The organism is Nevskiales bacterium, assembly GCA_035574475.1.
Taxonomy (GTDB): domain Bacteria; phylum Pseudomonadota; class Gammaproteobacteria; order Nevskiales; family DATLYR01; genus DATLYR01.
On the sequence record DATLYR010000236.1, the window covers coordinates 1 to 14,820 of the forward strand.

Below are 14,820 nucleotides of genomic sequence, written 5' to 3' on the forward strand. Positions count from 1 at the left end.
CAAGCCGGTGGTGGCCTACGTGGCCGGTCTCACCGCGCCCAAGGGCCGGCGCATGGGGCATGCCGGGGCGATCATCTCGGCCTTCGGCGAGAGCGCCGCGGAGAAGGTCGAAATCCTCAAGGAGGCCGGCGTGATCGTCGCGCCGAGCCCGGCCGAGCTCGGCTCCACCATGGCCCGGGTGCTCGCCAGTCCGGCGACCCGGGTGGCCTGAGAGAGGGCGCCGCCATGGCCAAACCGCGCGTGATCCTCACCCGCCGCTGGCCGGAAGAAGTCGAGCGCAAGCTCGCCGCGGCCTTCGCCGTCGAGTTCAACGGCGACGACCGGGCGCTGAGCGAAAGCGAGCTCAAGGACGCCCTGCAGCGCGCCGACGCGGTGCTGCCGACTGTTTCCGACCGCCTCACGGCGCGGCTGCTCGAGGTCGAGCCGTTGCGTACGCGCATCCTCGGCAACTTCGGCGTCGGCTACAACCACATCGATCTGGAGGCGGCCCGTGCGCGCGGCATCGTCGTCACCAACACCCCGGGGGTGCTCACCGACTGCACCGCCGACCTCACCCTGACGCTGCTGCTCATGGTGGCGCGCCGCGCCGGCGAGGGCGAGCGCGAGCTGCGCGCCGGCCGCTGGCGCGGCTGGCGGCCGACCCATCTGCTCGGCACCCGGGTTGCCGGCAAGACGCTCGGGCTGATCGGCATGGGGCGCATCGGCAGAGCCGTGGCGCGGCGCGCGCATCACGGCTTCGGCATGCGGGTGCTGGCCTACAACCGCTCACCGCTGGCGGCCGAGGAGCTGGCCGCGCTCGGTGCCGAGCCGTGCGCCTCGCTCGAGGAGCTGCTGGTGCAGTCCGATTTCGTCTCCCTGCACTGCCCGGGCGGGCAGGGACCGGTGCTGGATGCGGCGCGCCTGGCGCTGATGAAGCCGAGCGCCTTCCTGATCAACACCGCCCGCGGCGACGTGGTCGATGAAGCGGCGCTGAGCGAAGCCTTGCAGCGCCGGGCGATCGCCGGTGCCGGGCTCGATGTCTACGCCGCCGAACCGCGGGTGCCGGAGGCGCTCATGCGCCTGGACAACGTGGTGTTGCTGCCGCACCTGGGCAGCGCGACGCACGAGACGCGGGTGGCGATGGGCATGCGCGTGCTGCACAACCTCGAAGCCTTCTTCGCCGGACGCACGCCCCCCGACCGGGTGGCGTGAGCACGGTGTGGCGGCGCGTCCTTGCGCATATCACGGGAAATGCCAGAGAGGGGGTGGCCATGATCGACTCCCAAGTGCGAGCCGAACGATCCGAGTCCGCCGGGCAGTGCGCAGCGCCGCATAGCGGGCCGGCGCGGCTGGCCACCACGGACTATACCCAGGAGGTGGTGGACCTGCTGTTCGGCCTGCTGAGCGAGGTGCTCGCGCTCCGTCAGCCGGCGCTGGTCCCGGTGCTGCGCGGCGAGGCGGTCGATCCCGACCACGATTTCCAACTGCCGCTGCTGCAGGCCCAGGGCATCTGGTTCCAGTTGCTGAGCACCGCCGAGGAGAACGGCGCGATGCGCGAGCGGCGCCGGCTCGAGCGCGAGGCTGGCCCCGAGCAGGTGCCCGGTACCTTCGCTCATGTGATCGCCAAGGCTGCAGCGGGCGGGGTCACGGCCGAGGCGCTGCAGCACTTGCTCGACGGCCTGCGCATCTGCCCGGTGCTGACCGCGCACCCGACCGAGGCCAAGCGCGTCACGGTGCTGGAGATCCTGCGCCGCATCTACCGGCTGCTGACCGATCTCGAGTCGCCGCGCTGGACGCCGCGCGAGCGCGCCGCCGTGGTCGATGCGCTGCGCAACGAGATCGACCTGCTCTGGCTGACCGGCGAGCTGCGCAAGGAGAAGCCCTCGGTTGAGCAGGAAGTGGCCTGGGGGCTGCATTTCTTCGACGAGACGCTGTTCGAGCGCGTGCCGGAGCTGCTCGCCAGCATCGAATGGGCGCTGGAGCGCCACTACCCCGGTGTGCGCTTTTCGATTCCGCCGTTCTTCCAGTTCGGCTCCTGGATCGGCGGCGACCGTGACGGCAATCCCTACGTGACCGACGCCGTCACCCGCGCCGCGCTGCACAGCTACCGCCGTGCCAGTCTGCGCCGCTACCGGCAGCGCCTGGCGCAACTGGTGCGCAGGCTCAGCATCGCCAACCGCGCGCTGGCGCTGCCCGAAGGGTTCCGGGCGCGGCTGGCGCAGGCGCTCGCCCAGAGCGGCGACGGCGAGCAGATCGCCCGGCGCAATCCCGGGGAGATCTTTCGCCAGTTCATCGTCTGCCTGCAGCGTAAGCTCGATGCACTCGAGCACGGCGGCGCGCCGGCCTACGCTTCGGCCGACGAATTCATCGCCGATCTCAAGGCGCTGGAATCGGGCCTGGCCGGCGCCGGTGCCGGTGCCCTGGCCCGGGCCTGGGTCACACCCTTGCGGCGCGAGGTCGAGGTCTTTCGCTTTCGCACCGCACGCCTCGATCTGCGCGAGAACAGCGCGGTCACCACTGCCTGCCTGCAGGCGATCTGGCGCCTGCTCCACGACAGTGAGCCGCCGGCGCTGGATTCGGAGGATTGGAAGCGCTGGTTGCTCGCCGAGCTGGTGCGCCCGCAGGAGGACGTGCCGGCGTTGGCCGGACTGCCGGCCGAGGCCGAGCGCACCCTCGACATGCTGCGCCTGGTGCGTGCGCTGCGCGATGAGGTCGACCGCGAAGCCTTCGGCGTGATCATCCTCAGCATGACGCGCACGGCGGCCGACGTGCTCGGCGTCTATCTGCTCGCCAAATATGCCGGGCTGTTCGCCGATGCCGAGGGCGTCGAGAGCTGTACGCGCCTGGTGGTGCCGCTGTTTGAGTCGATCGCCGATCTGCAGCGCGCTCCGGCCATCGTGCGCGAGCTGTTGTCGGTGCCGCTGGTGCGACGCACCGTGCGTGCACTCGGCGGCGTGCAAGAGGTGATGATCGGCTATTCGGATTCCAACAAAGACGGCGGCTTCCTCGCCTCCAACTGGGAACTCTACAAGGCGCAGATCCGGCTGGTGCGCGTCGGCGAGGAGTGTGGTCTGCCGATCGCCTTCTTCCACGGCCGCGGCGGCTCGGTCAGCCGCGGCGGCGCACCGACCGGGCGCGCCATCGCCGCGCAGCCGCCCGGCTCGGTGCGGGGGCGGCTGCGCTTGACCGAGCAGGGCGAGGTGGTCTCCTCGAAGTACGCCAACCGCGGCACCGCGCAGTATCAGATGGAGCTGCTCGCCGCCAGCGTGTTCGAGCACACCCTGGCGGCGGTGCGGCGCGAATCACGCGCCGTCGACCCCGAGCTCGACGAGGCCATGGAGGCGCTCGCCGGGACCTCGTACGCGGCCTACCGGCGGCTGGTCAAGCACCCCGGACTGCTGACCTACTATCAGGCGGCGAGCCCGGTCGAGGAACTGGTACTGCTCAACCTCGGTTCACGGCCGGCGCGACGCTTCGGCGCACAGACACTCGATGACCTGCGCGCCATCCCCTGGGTGTTCGCCTGGACCCAGAACCGCCACCTGGTGCCCGGCTGGTACGGCGTCGGCACCGGGCTTGAGACCTTCGTCGAGGTGCGCGGCGCGGAGGGCACGGCGCTGCTGCAGAGGATGTTCGAGGAGCACGCACTGTTTCGCTTGATCGTCGACGAGGCCGAGAAGGCGCTGGCCCAGGTCAACCTGTTCATCGCCCACCAGTATGCCGAGCTGGTTCCGGATACGGCGATCCGCGACGAGATCTTCGGCATGGTCGAGGCCGAATACCGGCGCAGCGTCGCGGCCATCCTGCGGCTGACCGGCGAACAGGAACTCGCCGAGCGCTTCCCGGCCTTCCGCGGCCGGCTGACACGGCGCCTGGCGACGCTGAACCAGGTGGGGCGCCAGCAGGTGACGCTGATCCGGCGCTTCCGCGCCGCCAAGCAGAGCAACGCCGCGCAGCCTGATGAACTGGTGCCGCTGTTGCTGTCGATCAACTGCATCGCCGCCGGTCTGGGCTGGACCGGCTAGTCGCTGCCGGCCGGCGCGCCGGAACGAGCGGGAGAGCACGATGAGCGACTACCGTGAGTATGGCTTCTGCGGGCTGCTCGAAACCCCGGCACGGGATGCCGCCGTTGCCGTCCCGCCGTGGCTGCCGGCGCTGCGCGCGCGGGCGCTGGCGATCTTGCGGGCCGGCTTGGCGAGCGCCGACCCGCGCCGCACGGTCGAGCGCGCGTTACACATGCAAGCCGGCCGCCTGGCGATCGGCCTCGACATTGGTGCGCCCTGCGCCGAGGTGCGCAGCGAGCCGTGGACCCGGGTGCATCTGGTGGCCTTCGGCAAGGCCGCCGTCGCCATGGCCGAGGCTGCGCAGCGCAGCATCCCGGCGCAGTTGCTAGCCGAGGCGGGAGTCGTCGTCACCAACCGCGAGAACGTCGCCGGCCTGGCCGGGTTCAAGGTGGTCGGCGCCGGCCATCCGCTGCCCGATGCCGCCGGGCAGGCGGGCGCACGGCTAATCGCCGAGCGCGTGCGCGCTGCCGGAGCCGGCGAGCTGGTGCTGGTGCTGATCAGCGGCGGCGGCTCGGCGCTGCTGCCGAGCCCGGCCGGGCGGCTGGCGCTCGCCGACAAGATCGCCACCACCGAGCGGCTGCTGGCGAGCGGCGCTGACATCGGCCAAGTCAATACCGTGCGCAAACACCTGTCGGCGCTCAAGGGCGGCGGCCTGGCGCGGCTCGCCGCGCCGGCCGCGCTGCACGCGCTGATCCTCTCCGATGTGCTCGGCGACGAGGTCAGCGCCATCGCCAGTGGTCCGACCGTGCCCGATCCCACCACCTATGCCGATGCCATCCAGGTGCTCGAGCGCTATGACCTGTGGGGTCGGCTGCCGAGCGCGGTGCGCGTGCATCTGAGCCGCGGCCTCAGGGGCGAGTTGCCCGAGACGCCCAAGCCCGGCGACCCGCTGTTTGCCCGCACCGGGTACACGCTGATCGGCGGCAACCGCCAGAGCCTGGCCGCGGCCGCGGCCGAAGCCGGTCGCGACGGCCGTAGGGTGAGCGTCTACAGCACGGCGCTGACCGGCGAGGCGCGCGTGGCCGCCGAGCGTCTGGCGCAGGCAGCGCGCGATGCACTCCAGCGGTGCAGCGGACGACCGTTCGCGCTGCTCGCCGGCGGCGAGACCACAGTGACGCTGCGCGGCCGCGGCCTCGGCGGGCGCAACCAGGAGTTCGCGCTGGCCTTCGCCCTGGCCGCGGAACAGCTCGGCCTGCCCAAGCGCTGGGTGCTGCTCAGCGCCGGCACCGACGGGCGCGACGGACCGACTGACGCCGCCGGCGGCCTGGTCGACCCGTGGTCGCTCGAGCGCATCCGCGGCAGCGGCGCCGAGCCGAACGCGCTGCTGGCCGACAACGATGCCTACCGGGCGCTGTTGCGTTCAGAGGACCTGCTGCGCACCGGACCCACCGGCACCAATGTGGCCGATCTGCAGGTGCTGCTGGTCGGCGGATGACCCTTCCGAGGAGCAAGAGCATGGCCGAGATCATCGACGGTAAGCGCATCGCCGCCGAATTGCGCGGCACCATCGCCCAGCAGGTGGTGCAACTGCGGGAGACCCACGGCATTACACCGGGGCTGGCGGTGATCCTGGTCGGCGAGGACCCGGCCAGTCAGGTGTATGTGCGCAACAAGGCGCAGCAGGCGCGCGAGGCCGGTATGTCGTCGTTCGAGTACCGGCTGTCGGCGAACATCCCGCAGTCGGTGCTGCTGGAGCTGATCCGGCGCCTAAACGAGGACCCCGCCGTGCACGGCATCCTGGTGCAGTTGCCGTTGCCGCGCCAGGTCGACGCCGATGCAGTGCTCAAGGCGATCGACCCGGCCAAGGACATCGATGGCTTCCATCCGCTCAACGCCGGGCTGCTCGCCGTCGGCGGCGCGGGCGTGGTGCCCTGTACCCCGCTCGGCTGCCTGATGCTGCTCAAGCAGCGGCTCGGTGATCTGGGCGGACTGCGGGCCCTGGTGGTCGGCCGTTCCAATATCGTCGGCAAGCCGATGGCGGCACTGCTGCTGCGCGAGAACTGCACCGTGGCGATCGCCCATTCGCACACGCGCGACCTGGCCGAGGAATGTCGCCGTGCCGACATCGTGGTGGCGGCAGTCGGCCGTCCGCGGATGATCCGCGGCGAGTGGCTGCAGCCCGGGGCGACGATCATCGACGTCGGCATCAACCGCGTCGCGGCCGGCGACGGTCGCACTCGGCTGGTGGGCGACGTCGATTTCGACTCGGCCGTCGAGATCGCCGGCGCGATCACGCCGGTGCCCGGCGGGGTAGGGCCGATGACCATCGCCTGCCTGCTGCACAATACGCTCGACGCCGCGCGCCGGCTGCTGGAAGGCGCGGGTCTGAGCGCGGCGTGAGCCCGCCCTCGAGGGCAGCGAGATGGGCTGGATCTGGCTGGTGCTGGCGATCATGCTCGAGGTGGGCGGCACGACCTGCCTGAAATTGTCCGACGGTTTCAGCCGCCTAGGGCCCAGCCTCGGTGTGCTGGCGTTCTATGTGCTGAGCTTCGGCACGCTGGGTATAGCGCTGAAGCAGCTCGAGATCGGGATCGCCTATGCGGTGTGGTCGGGACTCGGCACGCTCGCGATCGCGCTGATCGGCATCGTTGCTTTCGCCGAATCGACAAGCCTCGTCAAGTTCGCGGCGATCGCTCTGATCATTGCCGGCGTCGCGCTGCTGCGGCTCGCTGAGAGCTGAATCCTCGTTCTTGACAATGTTTCTCTGTAGGATATTAAATTTCCCCTAAGGCAATTTGCGCAATCAACGGCGTCGGATACCGCTCACCTCCAGAGTGGCCCCGGGCACAGGCGCCAAGCGCGTAGCCGCCGGATCCCAGATCGCCTTGCGCGTGACAAACCGCTTCAGAGGGGGAGACTCATGGTCCAGCGAACTCGATCCACGGTGCTGCTCATCGACGAGCATCCGATCTTTCGAGCCGGTATCTCTCACGTGCTGCAGGCGAGTGGCGATTTCGAGGTGGTCGCCGAGACCGGATGCGGCGCTGAAGGGGTTGAGTTGGCGCAGCGCTGCGCGCCCGATTTCGTGCTGCTGGAGTTCGGCGCGAAGCGGGTCAGCGGACTCGATACCCTGCGGCGGCTCAAAGCCTTGGGGCTGGGGGCGCTGCTGATCATCGTCTCCGGCTCGAACGCCGAAGACGAACTGGCCCTGGTGCTGCGCCACGGGGCCGACGGCTATCTGCTGAAGAACATGCCGCCCGAGGCCTTCCTCGCCAAGCTGCGCAGCGCCGTCAAGGGCGTGGTCGTCCTGCCGGACGGCCTCACGCAAGGCCTGGTCAGGGCGCTGACCGAAGACAGGACCGGCCCCCTGCCGGCGCGGGTCGCGCTGACCAGCCGCGAATGGCAAGTCCTGGCGATGATCGCCGAGGGCATGTGCAACAAGCTGATCGCGCGCGAGCTCAACATCAGCAACGGTACCGTCGGCGTCCACGTTAAGCACGTGTTGCAGAAGCTCAACATGCGCTCGCGCCTGAAGGCCGCCGCCTGGGCCCACCGCAACGGGATCACGCGGGAGCGGCCCTGGCAGACGGGCAAGCGCGCCGTGAGCTCGGAGTCGATCGCGACCTAGGCTCGTGCGATTCCGACCGCCTCGGCATGGCCGCTGCGGCAGCATCGCTCTGCCGCGCGGCTTTGCCATAACCCGTTGTGAATACCCTGTTTCGAGTAGCCCTTCGAGAAGCCTGGGTCATCTCTTGACGGCGTTTCCTGTTGTTCTATTTGTTTTCCCGTATGTCAACAAAACCATCACGGGGGAACAGATGAACAGTGAACTCGGATCGCGCATCCAGCGCATGTTTTCGAGGGATCGCCTGATGGCCGTGTCATTGGTCATGGTGATGTGGCTGAGCGTCGGTTTCGTCTTCTTCTACGTCGGCGCAGTTCTGGAGGATTGGCGCATCCGCATCGCCCTGATCGCCGGCAGCGGGCTGGTGCTGGTTTTCAATACCGCATCGATCACGGCGATGATCCGGCACTACGCCGAGGACAAGAAGTTCATCTACGAACTCGACATCCGTCACCTCGACGCGCAGCGCGCCGCCAAGGCGCGGCGGCCGGTGGCCGTGGCGGCCGTGGCTCAGGCCGGAGCCGAATGAGGAGGGGCGCCATGGCCAAGAAGAAATACCTACCCCCCGTCCAGAAGCGCCTCGGGCAATTGCTGGACACTGTGTTCATCCTCGCCCTGGTCTATCTGAGCCTGCTGGCCCCGCTGTTGTTGCATTCCGGGGCCGAAACCGGCGCCGACGCTGCGGCCGCGCCGCCGCCGACCTGGGAATCCCTGGGGCAGAACGCGACGATGCAGGCGCAATGGGAGAAGCTGGGCATCGATGCCACACAGGCAGCGGCGATGATCAACCACAAGTTCGATTATTCGATCGACCCGCTGGCGCTGGCGGGGACGGCGCTCGTGATCGTCGTCTACTTCGTCTTCATGCTGCGCGTCTCCGAGTGGCAATACCGGCAGGTCATCGCCGAGAAATTCGACGAGGATTACGGCCAGCAGCGGCCTTCGAGAACGGGGGAGAGGCCATGAATATCTGGGATGCTCTCAGCTATGCCGCCTGGGGTCTTGCGGGTTTCCTGCTGCTGTGGATGCTGCTGGATGCCTTGCGCGTGGGCCGGGAATACGATGAAGAGTTCCTGCTGAGCTCACGGGAAGGAGCGGACGAGCTCTTGGAGGAGCGCCGCCATGACTGAGCAGACGCTGAGCCTGCAATCGGAAGGCCGCCAGCCGATCGGCCTGCTCAAGGTGCTGGGCCCGGTGCATGTCTGGGCGCTCGGCGTCGGCATCGTGCTGGTCGGCGAATTCATGGGGTGGAACTTCGCGGTGGCCAAGGGTGGGGCGTTCGGCGCCCTGATCGCCTGCTGGATCATCGGCCTGCTGTACAGTTGCGTGGCGATGATCGACTCCGAAGTCACCTCGACGGTGGCCGCAGCCGGCGGCCAGTACGCCCAGGCCAAGCACATCGTCGGTCCGCTGATGGCGTTCAACGTCGGCCTCTACCTGGTGATGGCCTATACCATGCTGGAGGCGGCCGATGCGCTCATCGTCGGCGACCTGATGAAGGTGGCGGCGGCGCAGTTCGGCTACGAACAGCTCGATCCCAAGCCCTTCGTGGTGCTCACCATCGCCGCGCTGGCCTGGCTGAACTATCGCGGCGTGTTCATGACGCTGAGCGTCAACTTCGTGATCACCGCGCTCGCCTTCGTCGCGATCGTCGTGCTGTTCTTCGCCACCCGGCCCTGGGCGCCCGGCGAGGTGCTCAAGCACCGCGAACTGCTGACCGAGCTGCCATACGGCTGGATCGGGGTGGTCGCCGCGCTGCAGTTCGGCATGTGGTACTACCTCGGTATCGAAGGCACCTGCCAGGCGGCCGAAGAGACCCGCTCGGCCGGCCGCTCGATCCCGCTGGGCACGATGTCCGGCATGATCACGCTGGTGATCGCCGCGACGCTGACCTGGTTCGTCGCCTCGGGTCTGCTGCCCTGGGAATATCTGGGCCAGGCCTACGTGCCGCTGTATGACACCGCCCGCATGATCGGCAACCCGCTGCTCGAGCTGTTTCTGTTCATCGGCACCATGTTGGCCGCGATCGCCTCGGCCAATGGCTGCATCAACGACGCCGCGCGGGCCTGGTTCTCGATGGGCCGAGACCGTTACATGCCGGCCTGGTTCGGCGCCGTGCATCCGCGCTACCACACGCCGTTCCGCTCCATCCTGTTCCTGATCCCGATCGCGATCTCGTTCGCCTTCACCGGCCTGCTCGACCAGGTGATCACCTTCTCGATCCTGTCGGGTCTGCTCGGCTACACGTTCATGTCCTTCAACATCCTCAAGTTCCGCCGGCAATGGCCGCTGGGCAGCATCAAGCGCGGCTACGTGCATCCGTTCCATCCGCTGCCGGCGCTGGTGCTGATGGCGCTGTGCATCGCCACCTATTTCGCCACCTTCCTCGGCTATGGCACCTCGCTGCTGTCGATCATGGCCTTCTATCTGATTGCCTCGCTCTGGTTCACCTTCCATCGCTACCGCTACGTCAAGCGCGGCGACCAGTTCACCATGCCGTGGCCGCGGCCGCGGGGCTACTGAGGAGAGGGCATGATGCCGAAGAAACTGCTGTGCGCGACCGACGGTTCGCATGCCTCGCTGCAGGCCGTCGACTTTGCGATCGACTTCGCCCGGAGCCTGGGGACGCAGCTGGCGTTCCTGACGGTGGATGGCGCGCCGCCGAGCGCAGGGGCGCTCCATGACTCGACGCTGCTCACGGCCGCCGAAGCCCAGCTCCGCCAGGAGCTGCAGGTGGCCGCGACCAGGGCCCGCGCGGCCGGGCTGGACGAGGTGCGCTGCGTGCTGGCCCGCGGGCACGACATCGCGGCGACCATCGTCGCCTACGCCGAGGAGCATGGCTATGATCACATCGTCACCGGCTCCGCCGGGCGCACCGGCATCAGTCGGCTGCTGCTCGGTTCGGTCGCCGCCGCGGTGGTCGCCCGGGCGCACTGCCCGGTGACCGTGGTGCGCTGAGGGAGTCGAGATGCGCGCATGGCAGCCGAACTCCTCGCCCTGACGGCAGCGACGGCCGGCCTGCTCTGGTACTGCCACAGGCGTCACCGCGGCGCAGTGAAAGCCGAGCGTGCGGTGCTGTTCGACGCCTGCCTGGCGTGCTTCGAAACCCATGAGCTCACCCAGGATGACGTGGGTTTTCCGACGCTGCGCGGCCGCTATCGTGGCTATACGGTCAGGCTGGAGTTGCTTGCCGAGCACCTCGGCCTGCGCAAGCTGCCCTGCCTGTGGCTGCGTGCGACCGTGCTGGCGGATCTGCCCTGGCAGGGCGTGTTCGATTTCCTGGCCCGTCCGCAGGGCAGCGAATTCTTCTCGCCCGCGGCCGGGCTGGCGCAGACGCTGCCGATCCCTGAGGACTGGCCGCAGCATGCGCTGCTGCGCAGCGATTGCGCCGAGCGCATGCCGCCGCTGACGCGGCTTGCGCCGCACATGTGCCTGTTCGAGGACTGGCGCGCCAAGGAACTGCTGGTGACGCCGCGCGGCGTGCGCATCGTCTATCTGGTGCAGCAGGCGGACCGCGGCCAATATCAACTATGGCGCCGGCTCGCCTTCGAACACGCCGTGCTGCCGGCCGCGCTGGTCGATGAATTGCTCGAGCGCGCGCTCGCGATCCACGCCGATCTCCGCTACGACGAGAAAAGACGATGAAGACGCCCTGGCATCCCTATGCGGTATTCGCCATCGCCGCACTGCTGCCCGGCATGGGGCAGGTGTTGAACGCCACGCCCGTGCGCGGCTTGATGATGGCCTTCTTCATGCTGACCCTGGGCGTGGTCTGCTACCACCTGACCACGCCCGAGCATTCGCTCCTCGGCCGCTACGCCGGCGGCTGGTTCGTCTACGCCGTCTCGGTGATGGATGCCTACCAGTGGGCGCGGTATCGCTGGGAGGCGGCCCGGCGCGTGGTGCGGCCCGCCGCATGAAGCCCCCGGATTGCGGATTTCAAGAATTCTCCGGCCCGTAGTTCATCACCGCCAATAGCCGGATCGGCACCTCGATCAGGCGCTCGGGACCGTGCGGGATCTCCCCGGGAAAGGTCAGCGAGTCGCCCGGCTCGAGCAAATAGGTGTGGCGGCCGTGGCGGTATTCGAGGCGGCCCTCGAGCACGTAGATGAACTCGATGCCGGCATGGACGAAGTCCGGGAACACTTCGCCGGCGTCATCTATGGTCACCAGGAAAGGTTCCATCGACTTGCGCGGCCCCATGTCGTAGGCGAGCAGGTGGTAGGTATGGCCGCGCTTGGTGCCGCGGCGCACCACCTCCAGCCCCTGACCGCTCTTGACGTGCTGGGCGCCACCCTCGGGGACGTCGAAGTTCTTGAACAGCTGCGACAGCGTTACGCCCAGCACCGAGGTCAGGCGGTGCAAGGTCTCGAGGCTGGTCGAGACCTGGCCGTTCTCGATCTTGCTGAGCATGCCGCGGCTGATCCCGGCCAGGCCGGCGACCTCGGCGATGGTCAGCCCCTGGGCCAGCCGCTGGCGATGCAGGAAGCGCCCGATGTGCTGCTCCAGCGTATAGGGGGAGCCTGCCTCGGCAGGAGCGGGGGTGCGGTGCGACGGTTTGTCCAAAGCGTCTTCCGGTGTCATGGGGTCTTCCTGTTCGACAGATGCCGCGGTCCACTGGCTCTGATACGAAGCACAAAAAAACACTGCCCGCTTCGTCGGAACTTCCTCAAACGATATGGGATGTCCGCTGCTATCGTCTGATGAAACTCCAGCGAAGCCGAGGTCTTGCCTCAGGTAAGTATGCGCGAGGGGGGGATGCGCCGAACACCCCCGCCCCGTACGGGACTGTCGGGTAACTCCGTATGGTATCGAGTTGCTTTAATCAGTCGCTCTACGATGCCCTACCACCCTCGCCCTGGCCCGGATGCGCACCATCCGTGGCGCGCACCCTTCGGGCGCTCTGACGGGCGTCCAAATCCGCCGGAGCGGATTTGTCTCCCAGAGGGAGAGGAGAATACGGGTGCCGGCGATGCGCACTCTCGATCTCCTCGGAAAGGGGCGGGGTGAGGGCGGAGCGGCGACCAGACGAACCCGGTATTTAGTAGCGCTGCAGGCCGGGGATCCAGTCAGTGCCGGCCAGCGGCACCTTGGCCATGGCCGCCGCCTCGATGGTCAGCGCCACCAGGTCTTCGCGCTCGAGGTGATGCACGTCGGACTTGCCGCAGGCGCGCGCCAGCGTGGTCAGCTCCATCTTCAGCGTCTGCAGATAGTTCTTGACCCGCCGTGCCCCCTCGGCCGGCTCCAGGCGCTGCTCCAGCACCGGGTCCTGGGTGGTCACACCGACCGGGCAGCGCCCGGTGTGGCAGTGATGGCAGTGGCCGACCGCGGTGCCGAGCTTCTCGTAATCGGCCAGCGCCGAGTGGTGCGCGCCGTTCTGGAAGTAGTCGGGCCGGTTGCAGCCGAGCGCCATCATCACGCCCTGGCCGATCGCCACCGCATCGGCGCCCATCGCCAGCGCCTTGGCCACATCGGCACCGCTGCGAATGCCGCCGGAGATGATCAGTTGCACCGTGCCGAGCATGTCGATCTCTTCGAGCGCCTCGACCGCCTGGCGCAGCGCGGCGAGCGTCGGGATGCCGGCGTGCTCGATGAACACCTGCTGGGTGGCCGCGGTGCCGCCCTGCATGCCATCGACCACGACCACGTCGGCGCCGGCGGCGACCGCGAGCTTGACGTCGTTCTTGACGCGGGTGGCGCCGATCTTGACATAGATCGGCTTCTCCCAGTCGGTGATCTCGCGCAGCTCGGCGATCTTGATCGCCAGATCGTCGGGGCCAGTCCAGTCGGGGTGGCGGCTGGCCGAGCGCTGGTCGATGCCCTGCGGCAGACAGCGCATGTGTGCGACGCGGGCATTGATCTTCTGCCCGAGCAGCATACCGCCGCCGCCCGGCTTGGCGCCCTGGCCGACGACCACCTCGATGGCGTCGGCCTTGCGCACATCATCGGGGTTGAAGCCGTAGCGCGAAGGCAGGCACTGGTAGACCAGGGTTTTTGACGACTGCCGCTCCTCGGGAGTCATGCCACCGTCGCCGGTGGTGGTGGTGGTGCCCAGTTGCGTCGCCGCGCGGCCGAGCGCTTCCTTGACGTTGGCCGACAGCGCACCGAAGCTCATGCCGGCGATGGTGATCGGGATGTCGAGCACCAGCGGCTTCTTGGCGTAGCGCGTGCCGAGCACGGTGCGGGTCTCGCACTTCTCGCGGTAGCCCTCGAGCGGATAGCGCGATACCGAGGCGGTGAGAAAGGTGAGGTCGTCGAAGTTCGGTACCCTGCGCTTGGCGCCGAGCCCGCGGATGTCGTACAGGCCCACTTCCGCCGCGCGGTGGATGTAGTGCAGCGTATTGCTGCCGAAGGTGGCGTTGTTCTCCAGATAGAGCGGCTTGCTCATGGCTCAGTACTCCTGGTTGGCGTCGGCGTTCCAGTGGTACAGCGTGCGGGCCGAGGCCACGCGCTTGAACTCGCGCGGGTCGTGATCGAAGCCGGCCTTGGCCAGTAACTGCGCGACCTTCGCATAATCACTTTCCTGCATCGGTTCCACCCGGGCGTCGGCGCCCAGCCCGTGGATCTGGCCGCGCACGTAGATCACCGCCTCGTACAGCGAGTCGCCGAGGCCGTGGTCGGCGTCGCCGCACACCACCAGGTGCCCGGCCTGGGCCATGAAGGCTGACATGTGGCCGACGCTGCCGCCGACGACGATGTCGATGCCTTTCATCGAGATGCCGCAGCGCGAGGAGGCATCGCCCTCGATCACCAGCAGGCCGCCGTGGCCCGAGGCGCCGGCGCACTCCGAGGCGAAGCCCTTGACGCGCACGCTGCCCGACATCAGGTTCTCGGCCACGCTCCAGCCGACGTTGCCGTGCACGGTGATGTCGGCCTGCTTGTTCATGCCACCGACGAAGTAGCCGACGTGGCCATAGATGTCGATCTTCACCGGCGCGTCGACGCCGACGGCGATATTGTGCTGGCCCGCCGGATGGACGATCTCGATCGTCTCAATGCCGCTGCCGGGCAGTTCGCGGTGCAGGAAGTGGTTCAGCTCCCGCACCGAGGTCTCGGCCAGGTCGAAGCGGACCGCGCTGGCCTGGCGCTGGGCGGTGGCGCTCAGAGTGTCCATGAATAGATCTCCTGCGGTTTCGGTTCGAACAGCCGGGCATGCTCCACGCCGGGCAGATGGGCCAGCGCCCGGAACTCCGAGCCGATGGCGACATAGTC

Annotated in this window: 17 protein-coding genes; 14 read left to right on the top strand and 3 right to left on the bottom strand. The window is 68.4% G+C overall.

The window, feature by feature from the left end; all coding sequences use genetic code 11:
* From VNJ47_14060 to VNJ47_14125, 14 genes are all read left to right on the top strand, one after another.
* Positions 1-211 (top strand): hypothetical protein (locus tag VNJ47_14060; protein ID HXG29960.1); only part of this gene is annotated, 211 nt, incomplete at its 5' end.
* A 14-nt stretch (positions 212-225) separates the two neighbouring features.
* Positions 226-1,191 carry a D-glycerate dehydrogenase gene (locus VNJ47_14065; protein HXG29961.1) on the top strand — a complete coding sequence of 322 codons (966 nt, stop codon included), beginning with the start codon at positions 226-228 and terminating at the stop codon, positions 1,189-1,191.
* 59 nt (positions 1,192-1,250) lie between these two features.
* On the top strand, positions 1,251-4,004 hold the full coding sequence (locus tag VNJ47_14070; GenBank protein HXG29962.1) for a phosphoenolpyruvate carboxylase: 2,754 nt from the start codon (positions 1,251-1,253) through the stop codon (positions 4,002-4,004).
* 40 nt (positions 4,005-4,044) lie between these two features.
* The gene (locus VNJ47_14075) at positions 4,045-5,478 is read left to right on the top strand and encodes a DUF4147 domain-containing protein (protein HXG29963.1); all 1,434 of its coding nucleotides are present in this window, start codon (positions 4,045-4,047) and stop codon (positions 5,476-5,478) included.
* A gap of 20 nt (positions 5,479-5,498) precedes the next feature.
* On the top strand, positions 5,499-6,383 hold the full coding sequence (gene folD / locus VNJ47_14080) for a bifunctional methylenetetrahydrofolate dehydrogenase/methenyltetrahydrofolate cyclohydrolase FolD (GenBank protein ID HXG29964.1): 885 nt from the start codon (positions 5,499-5,501) through the stop codon (positions 6,381-6,383).
* 22 nt (positions 6,384-6,405) lie between these two features.
* The gene (locus tag VNJ47_14085) at positions 6,406-6,723 is read left to right on the top strand and encodes a multidrug efflux SMR transporter (protein ID HXG29965.1); all 318 of its coding nucleotides are present in this window, start codon (positions 6,406-6,408) and stop codon (positions 6,721-6,723) included.
* A 204-nt stretch (positions 6,724-6,927) separates the two neighbouring features.
* Positions 6,928-7,611, top strand: coding sequence for a LuxR C-terminal-related transcriptional regulator (locus VNJ47_14090; protein ID HXG29966.1), 684 nt, complete (start codon positions 6,928-6,930; stop codon positions 7,609-7,611).
* Positions 7,612-7,735: 124 nt separating this feature from the next.
* A complete protein-coding gene (locus tag VNJ47_14095; GenBank protein ID HXG29967.1) occupies positions 7,736-8,137 on the top strand; it encodes a hypothetical protein in 402 nt (133 codons plus the stop codon).
* Positions 8,138-8,148: 11 nt separating this feature from the next.
* Complete coding sequence (locus VNJ47_14100) at positions 8,149-8,574, top strand: hypothetical protein (protein ID HXG29968.1); 426 nt, start codon at positions 8,149-8,151, stop codon at positions 8,572-8,574.
* A complete protein-coding gene (locus VNJ47_14105; GenBank protein ID HXG29969.1) occupies positions 8,571-8,738 on the top strand; it encodes a hypothetical protein in 168 nt (55 codons plus the stop codon). The genes VNJ47_14100 and VNJ47_14105 overlap by 4 nt, the downstream gene beginning before the upstream one ends.
* Positions 8,731-10,131: an amino acid permease gene (locus tag VNJ47_14110; GenBank protein ID HXG29970.1), complete on the top strand. Its 1,401-nt coding sequence runs from the start codon at positions 8,731-8,733 to the stop codon at positions 10,129-10,131. Before VNJ47_14105 ends, VNJ47_14110 begins: the two co-directional genes overlap by 8 nt.
* 9 nt (positions 10,132-10,140) lie before the next feature.
* Positions 10,141-10,566: a universal stress protein gene (locus VNJ47_14115; protein ID HXG29971.1), complete on the top strand. Its 426-nt coding sequence runs from the start codon at positions 10,141-10,143 to the stop codon at positions 10,564-10,566.
* Between the two features lie 18 nt (positions 10,567-10,584).
* Positions 10,585-11,253 (top strand): hypothetical protein, encoded by a 669-nt coding sequence (locus VNJ47_14120; GenBank protein ID HXG29972.1) that lies wholly within the window; start codon positions 10,585-10,587, stop codon positions 11,251-11,253.
* Positions 11,250-11,528, top strand: coding sequence for a hypothetical protein (locus VNJ47_14125; protein ID HXG29973.1), 279 nt, complete (start codon positions 11,250-11,252; stop codon positions 11,526-11,528). The genes VNJ47_14120 and VNJ47_14125 overlap by 4 nt, the downstream gene beginning before the upstream one ends.
* 19 nt (positions 11,529-11,547) lie before the next feature.
* Here VNJ47_14125 and VNJ47_14130 read toward each other — a convergent pair whose 3' ends face one another.
* The 3 genes from VNJ47_14130 to VNJ47_14140 form a co-directional block, all read right to left on the bottom strand.
* Positions 11,548-12,192, bottom strand: a complete 645-nt coding sequence (locus tag VNJ47_14130; protein ID HXG29974.1) for an XRE family transcriptional regulator — start codon at positions 12,190-12,192, stop codon at positions 11,548-11,550.
* A gap of 457 nt (positions 12,193-12,649) precedes the next feature.
* Entirely contained in the window at positions 12,650-13,996 is a 1,347-nt protein-coding gene (locus VNJ47_14135; protein HXG29975.1) for an FMN-binding glutamate synthase family protein, read from the bottom strand.
* A gap of 3 nt (positions 13,997-13,999) precedes the next feature.
* Entirely contained in the window at positions 14,000-14,722 is a 723-nt protein-coding gene (locus VNJ47_14140) for a hypothetical protein (GenBank protein ID HXG29976.1), read from the bottom strand.
* Positions 14,723-14,820: the final 98 nt, after the last annotated feature.

Bases quoted from the DNA above. Each gene is read 5' to 3' on its own strand.
- VNJ47_14065 (HXG29961.1), top strand. From the start codon at position 226: ATGGCCAAACCGCGCGTGATCCTCACCCGCCGCTGGCCGGAAGAAGTC.
- VNJ47_14070 (HXG29962.1), top strand. From the start codon at position 1,251: ATGATCGACTCCCAAGTGCGAGCCGAACGATCCGAGTCCGCCGGGCAG.
- VNJ47_14075 (HXG29963.1), top strand. From the start codon at position 4,045: ATGAGCGACTACCGTGAGTATGGCTTCTGCGGGCTGCTCGAAACCCCG.
- folD (HXG29964.1), top strand. From the start codon at position 5,499: ATGGCCGAGATCATCGACGGTAAGCGCATCGCCGCCGAATTGCGCGGC.
- VNJ47_14085 (HXG29965.1), top strand. From the start codon at position 6,406: ATGGGCTGGATCTGGCTGGTGCTGGCGATCATGCTCGAGGTGGGCGGC.
- VNJ47_14100 (HXG29968.1), top strand. From the start codon at position 8,149: ATGGCCAAGAAGAAATACCTACCCCCCGTCCAGAAGCGCCTCGGGCAA.
- VNJ47_14105 (HXG29969.1), top strand. From the start codon at position 8,571: ATGAATATCTGGGATGCTCTCAGCTATGCCGCCTGGGGTCTTGCGGGT.
- VNJ47_14110 (HXG29970.1), top strand. From the start codon at position 8,731: ATGACTGAGCAGACGCTGAGCCTGCAATCGGAAGGCCGCCAGCCGATC.
- VNJ47_14115 (HXG29971.1), top strand. From the start codon at position 10,141: ATGATGCCGAAGAAACTGCTGTGCGCGACCGACGGTTCGCATGCCTCG.
- VNJ47_14120 (HXG29972.1), top strand. From the start codon at position 10,585: ATGGCAGCCGAACTCCTCGCCCTGACGGCAGCGACGGCCGGCCTGCTC.
- VNJ47_14125 (HXG29973.1), top strand. From the start codon at position 11,250: ATGAAGACGCCCTGGCATCCCTATGCGGTATTCGCCATCGCCGCACTG.
- VNJ47_14130 (HXG29974.1), bottom strand. From the start codon at position 12,192: ATGACACCGGAAGACGCTTTGGACAAACCGTCGCACCGCACCCCCGCT.
- VNJ47_14135 (HXG29975.1), bottom strand. From the start codon at position 13,996: ATGAGCAAGCCGCTCTATCTGGAGAACAACGCCACCTTCGGCAGCAAT.
- VNJ47_14140 (HXG29976.1), bottom strand. From the start codon at position 14,722: ATGGACACTCTGAGCGCCACCGCCCAGCGCCAGGCCAGCGCGGTCCGC.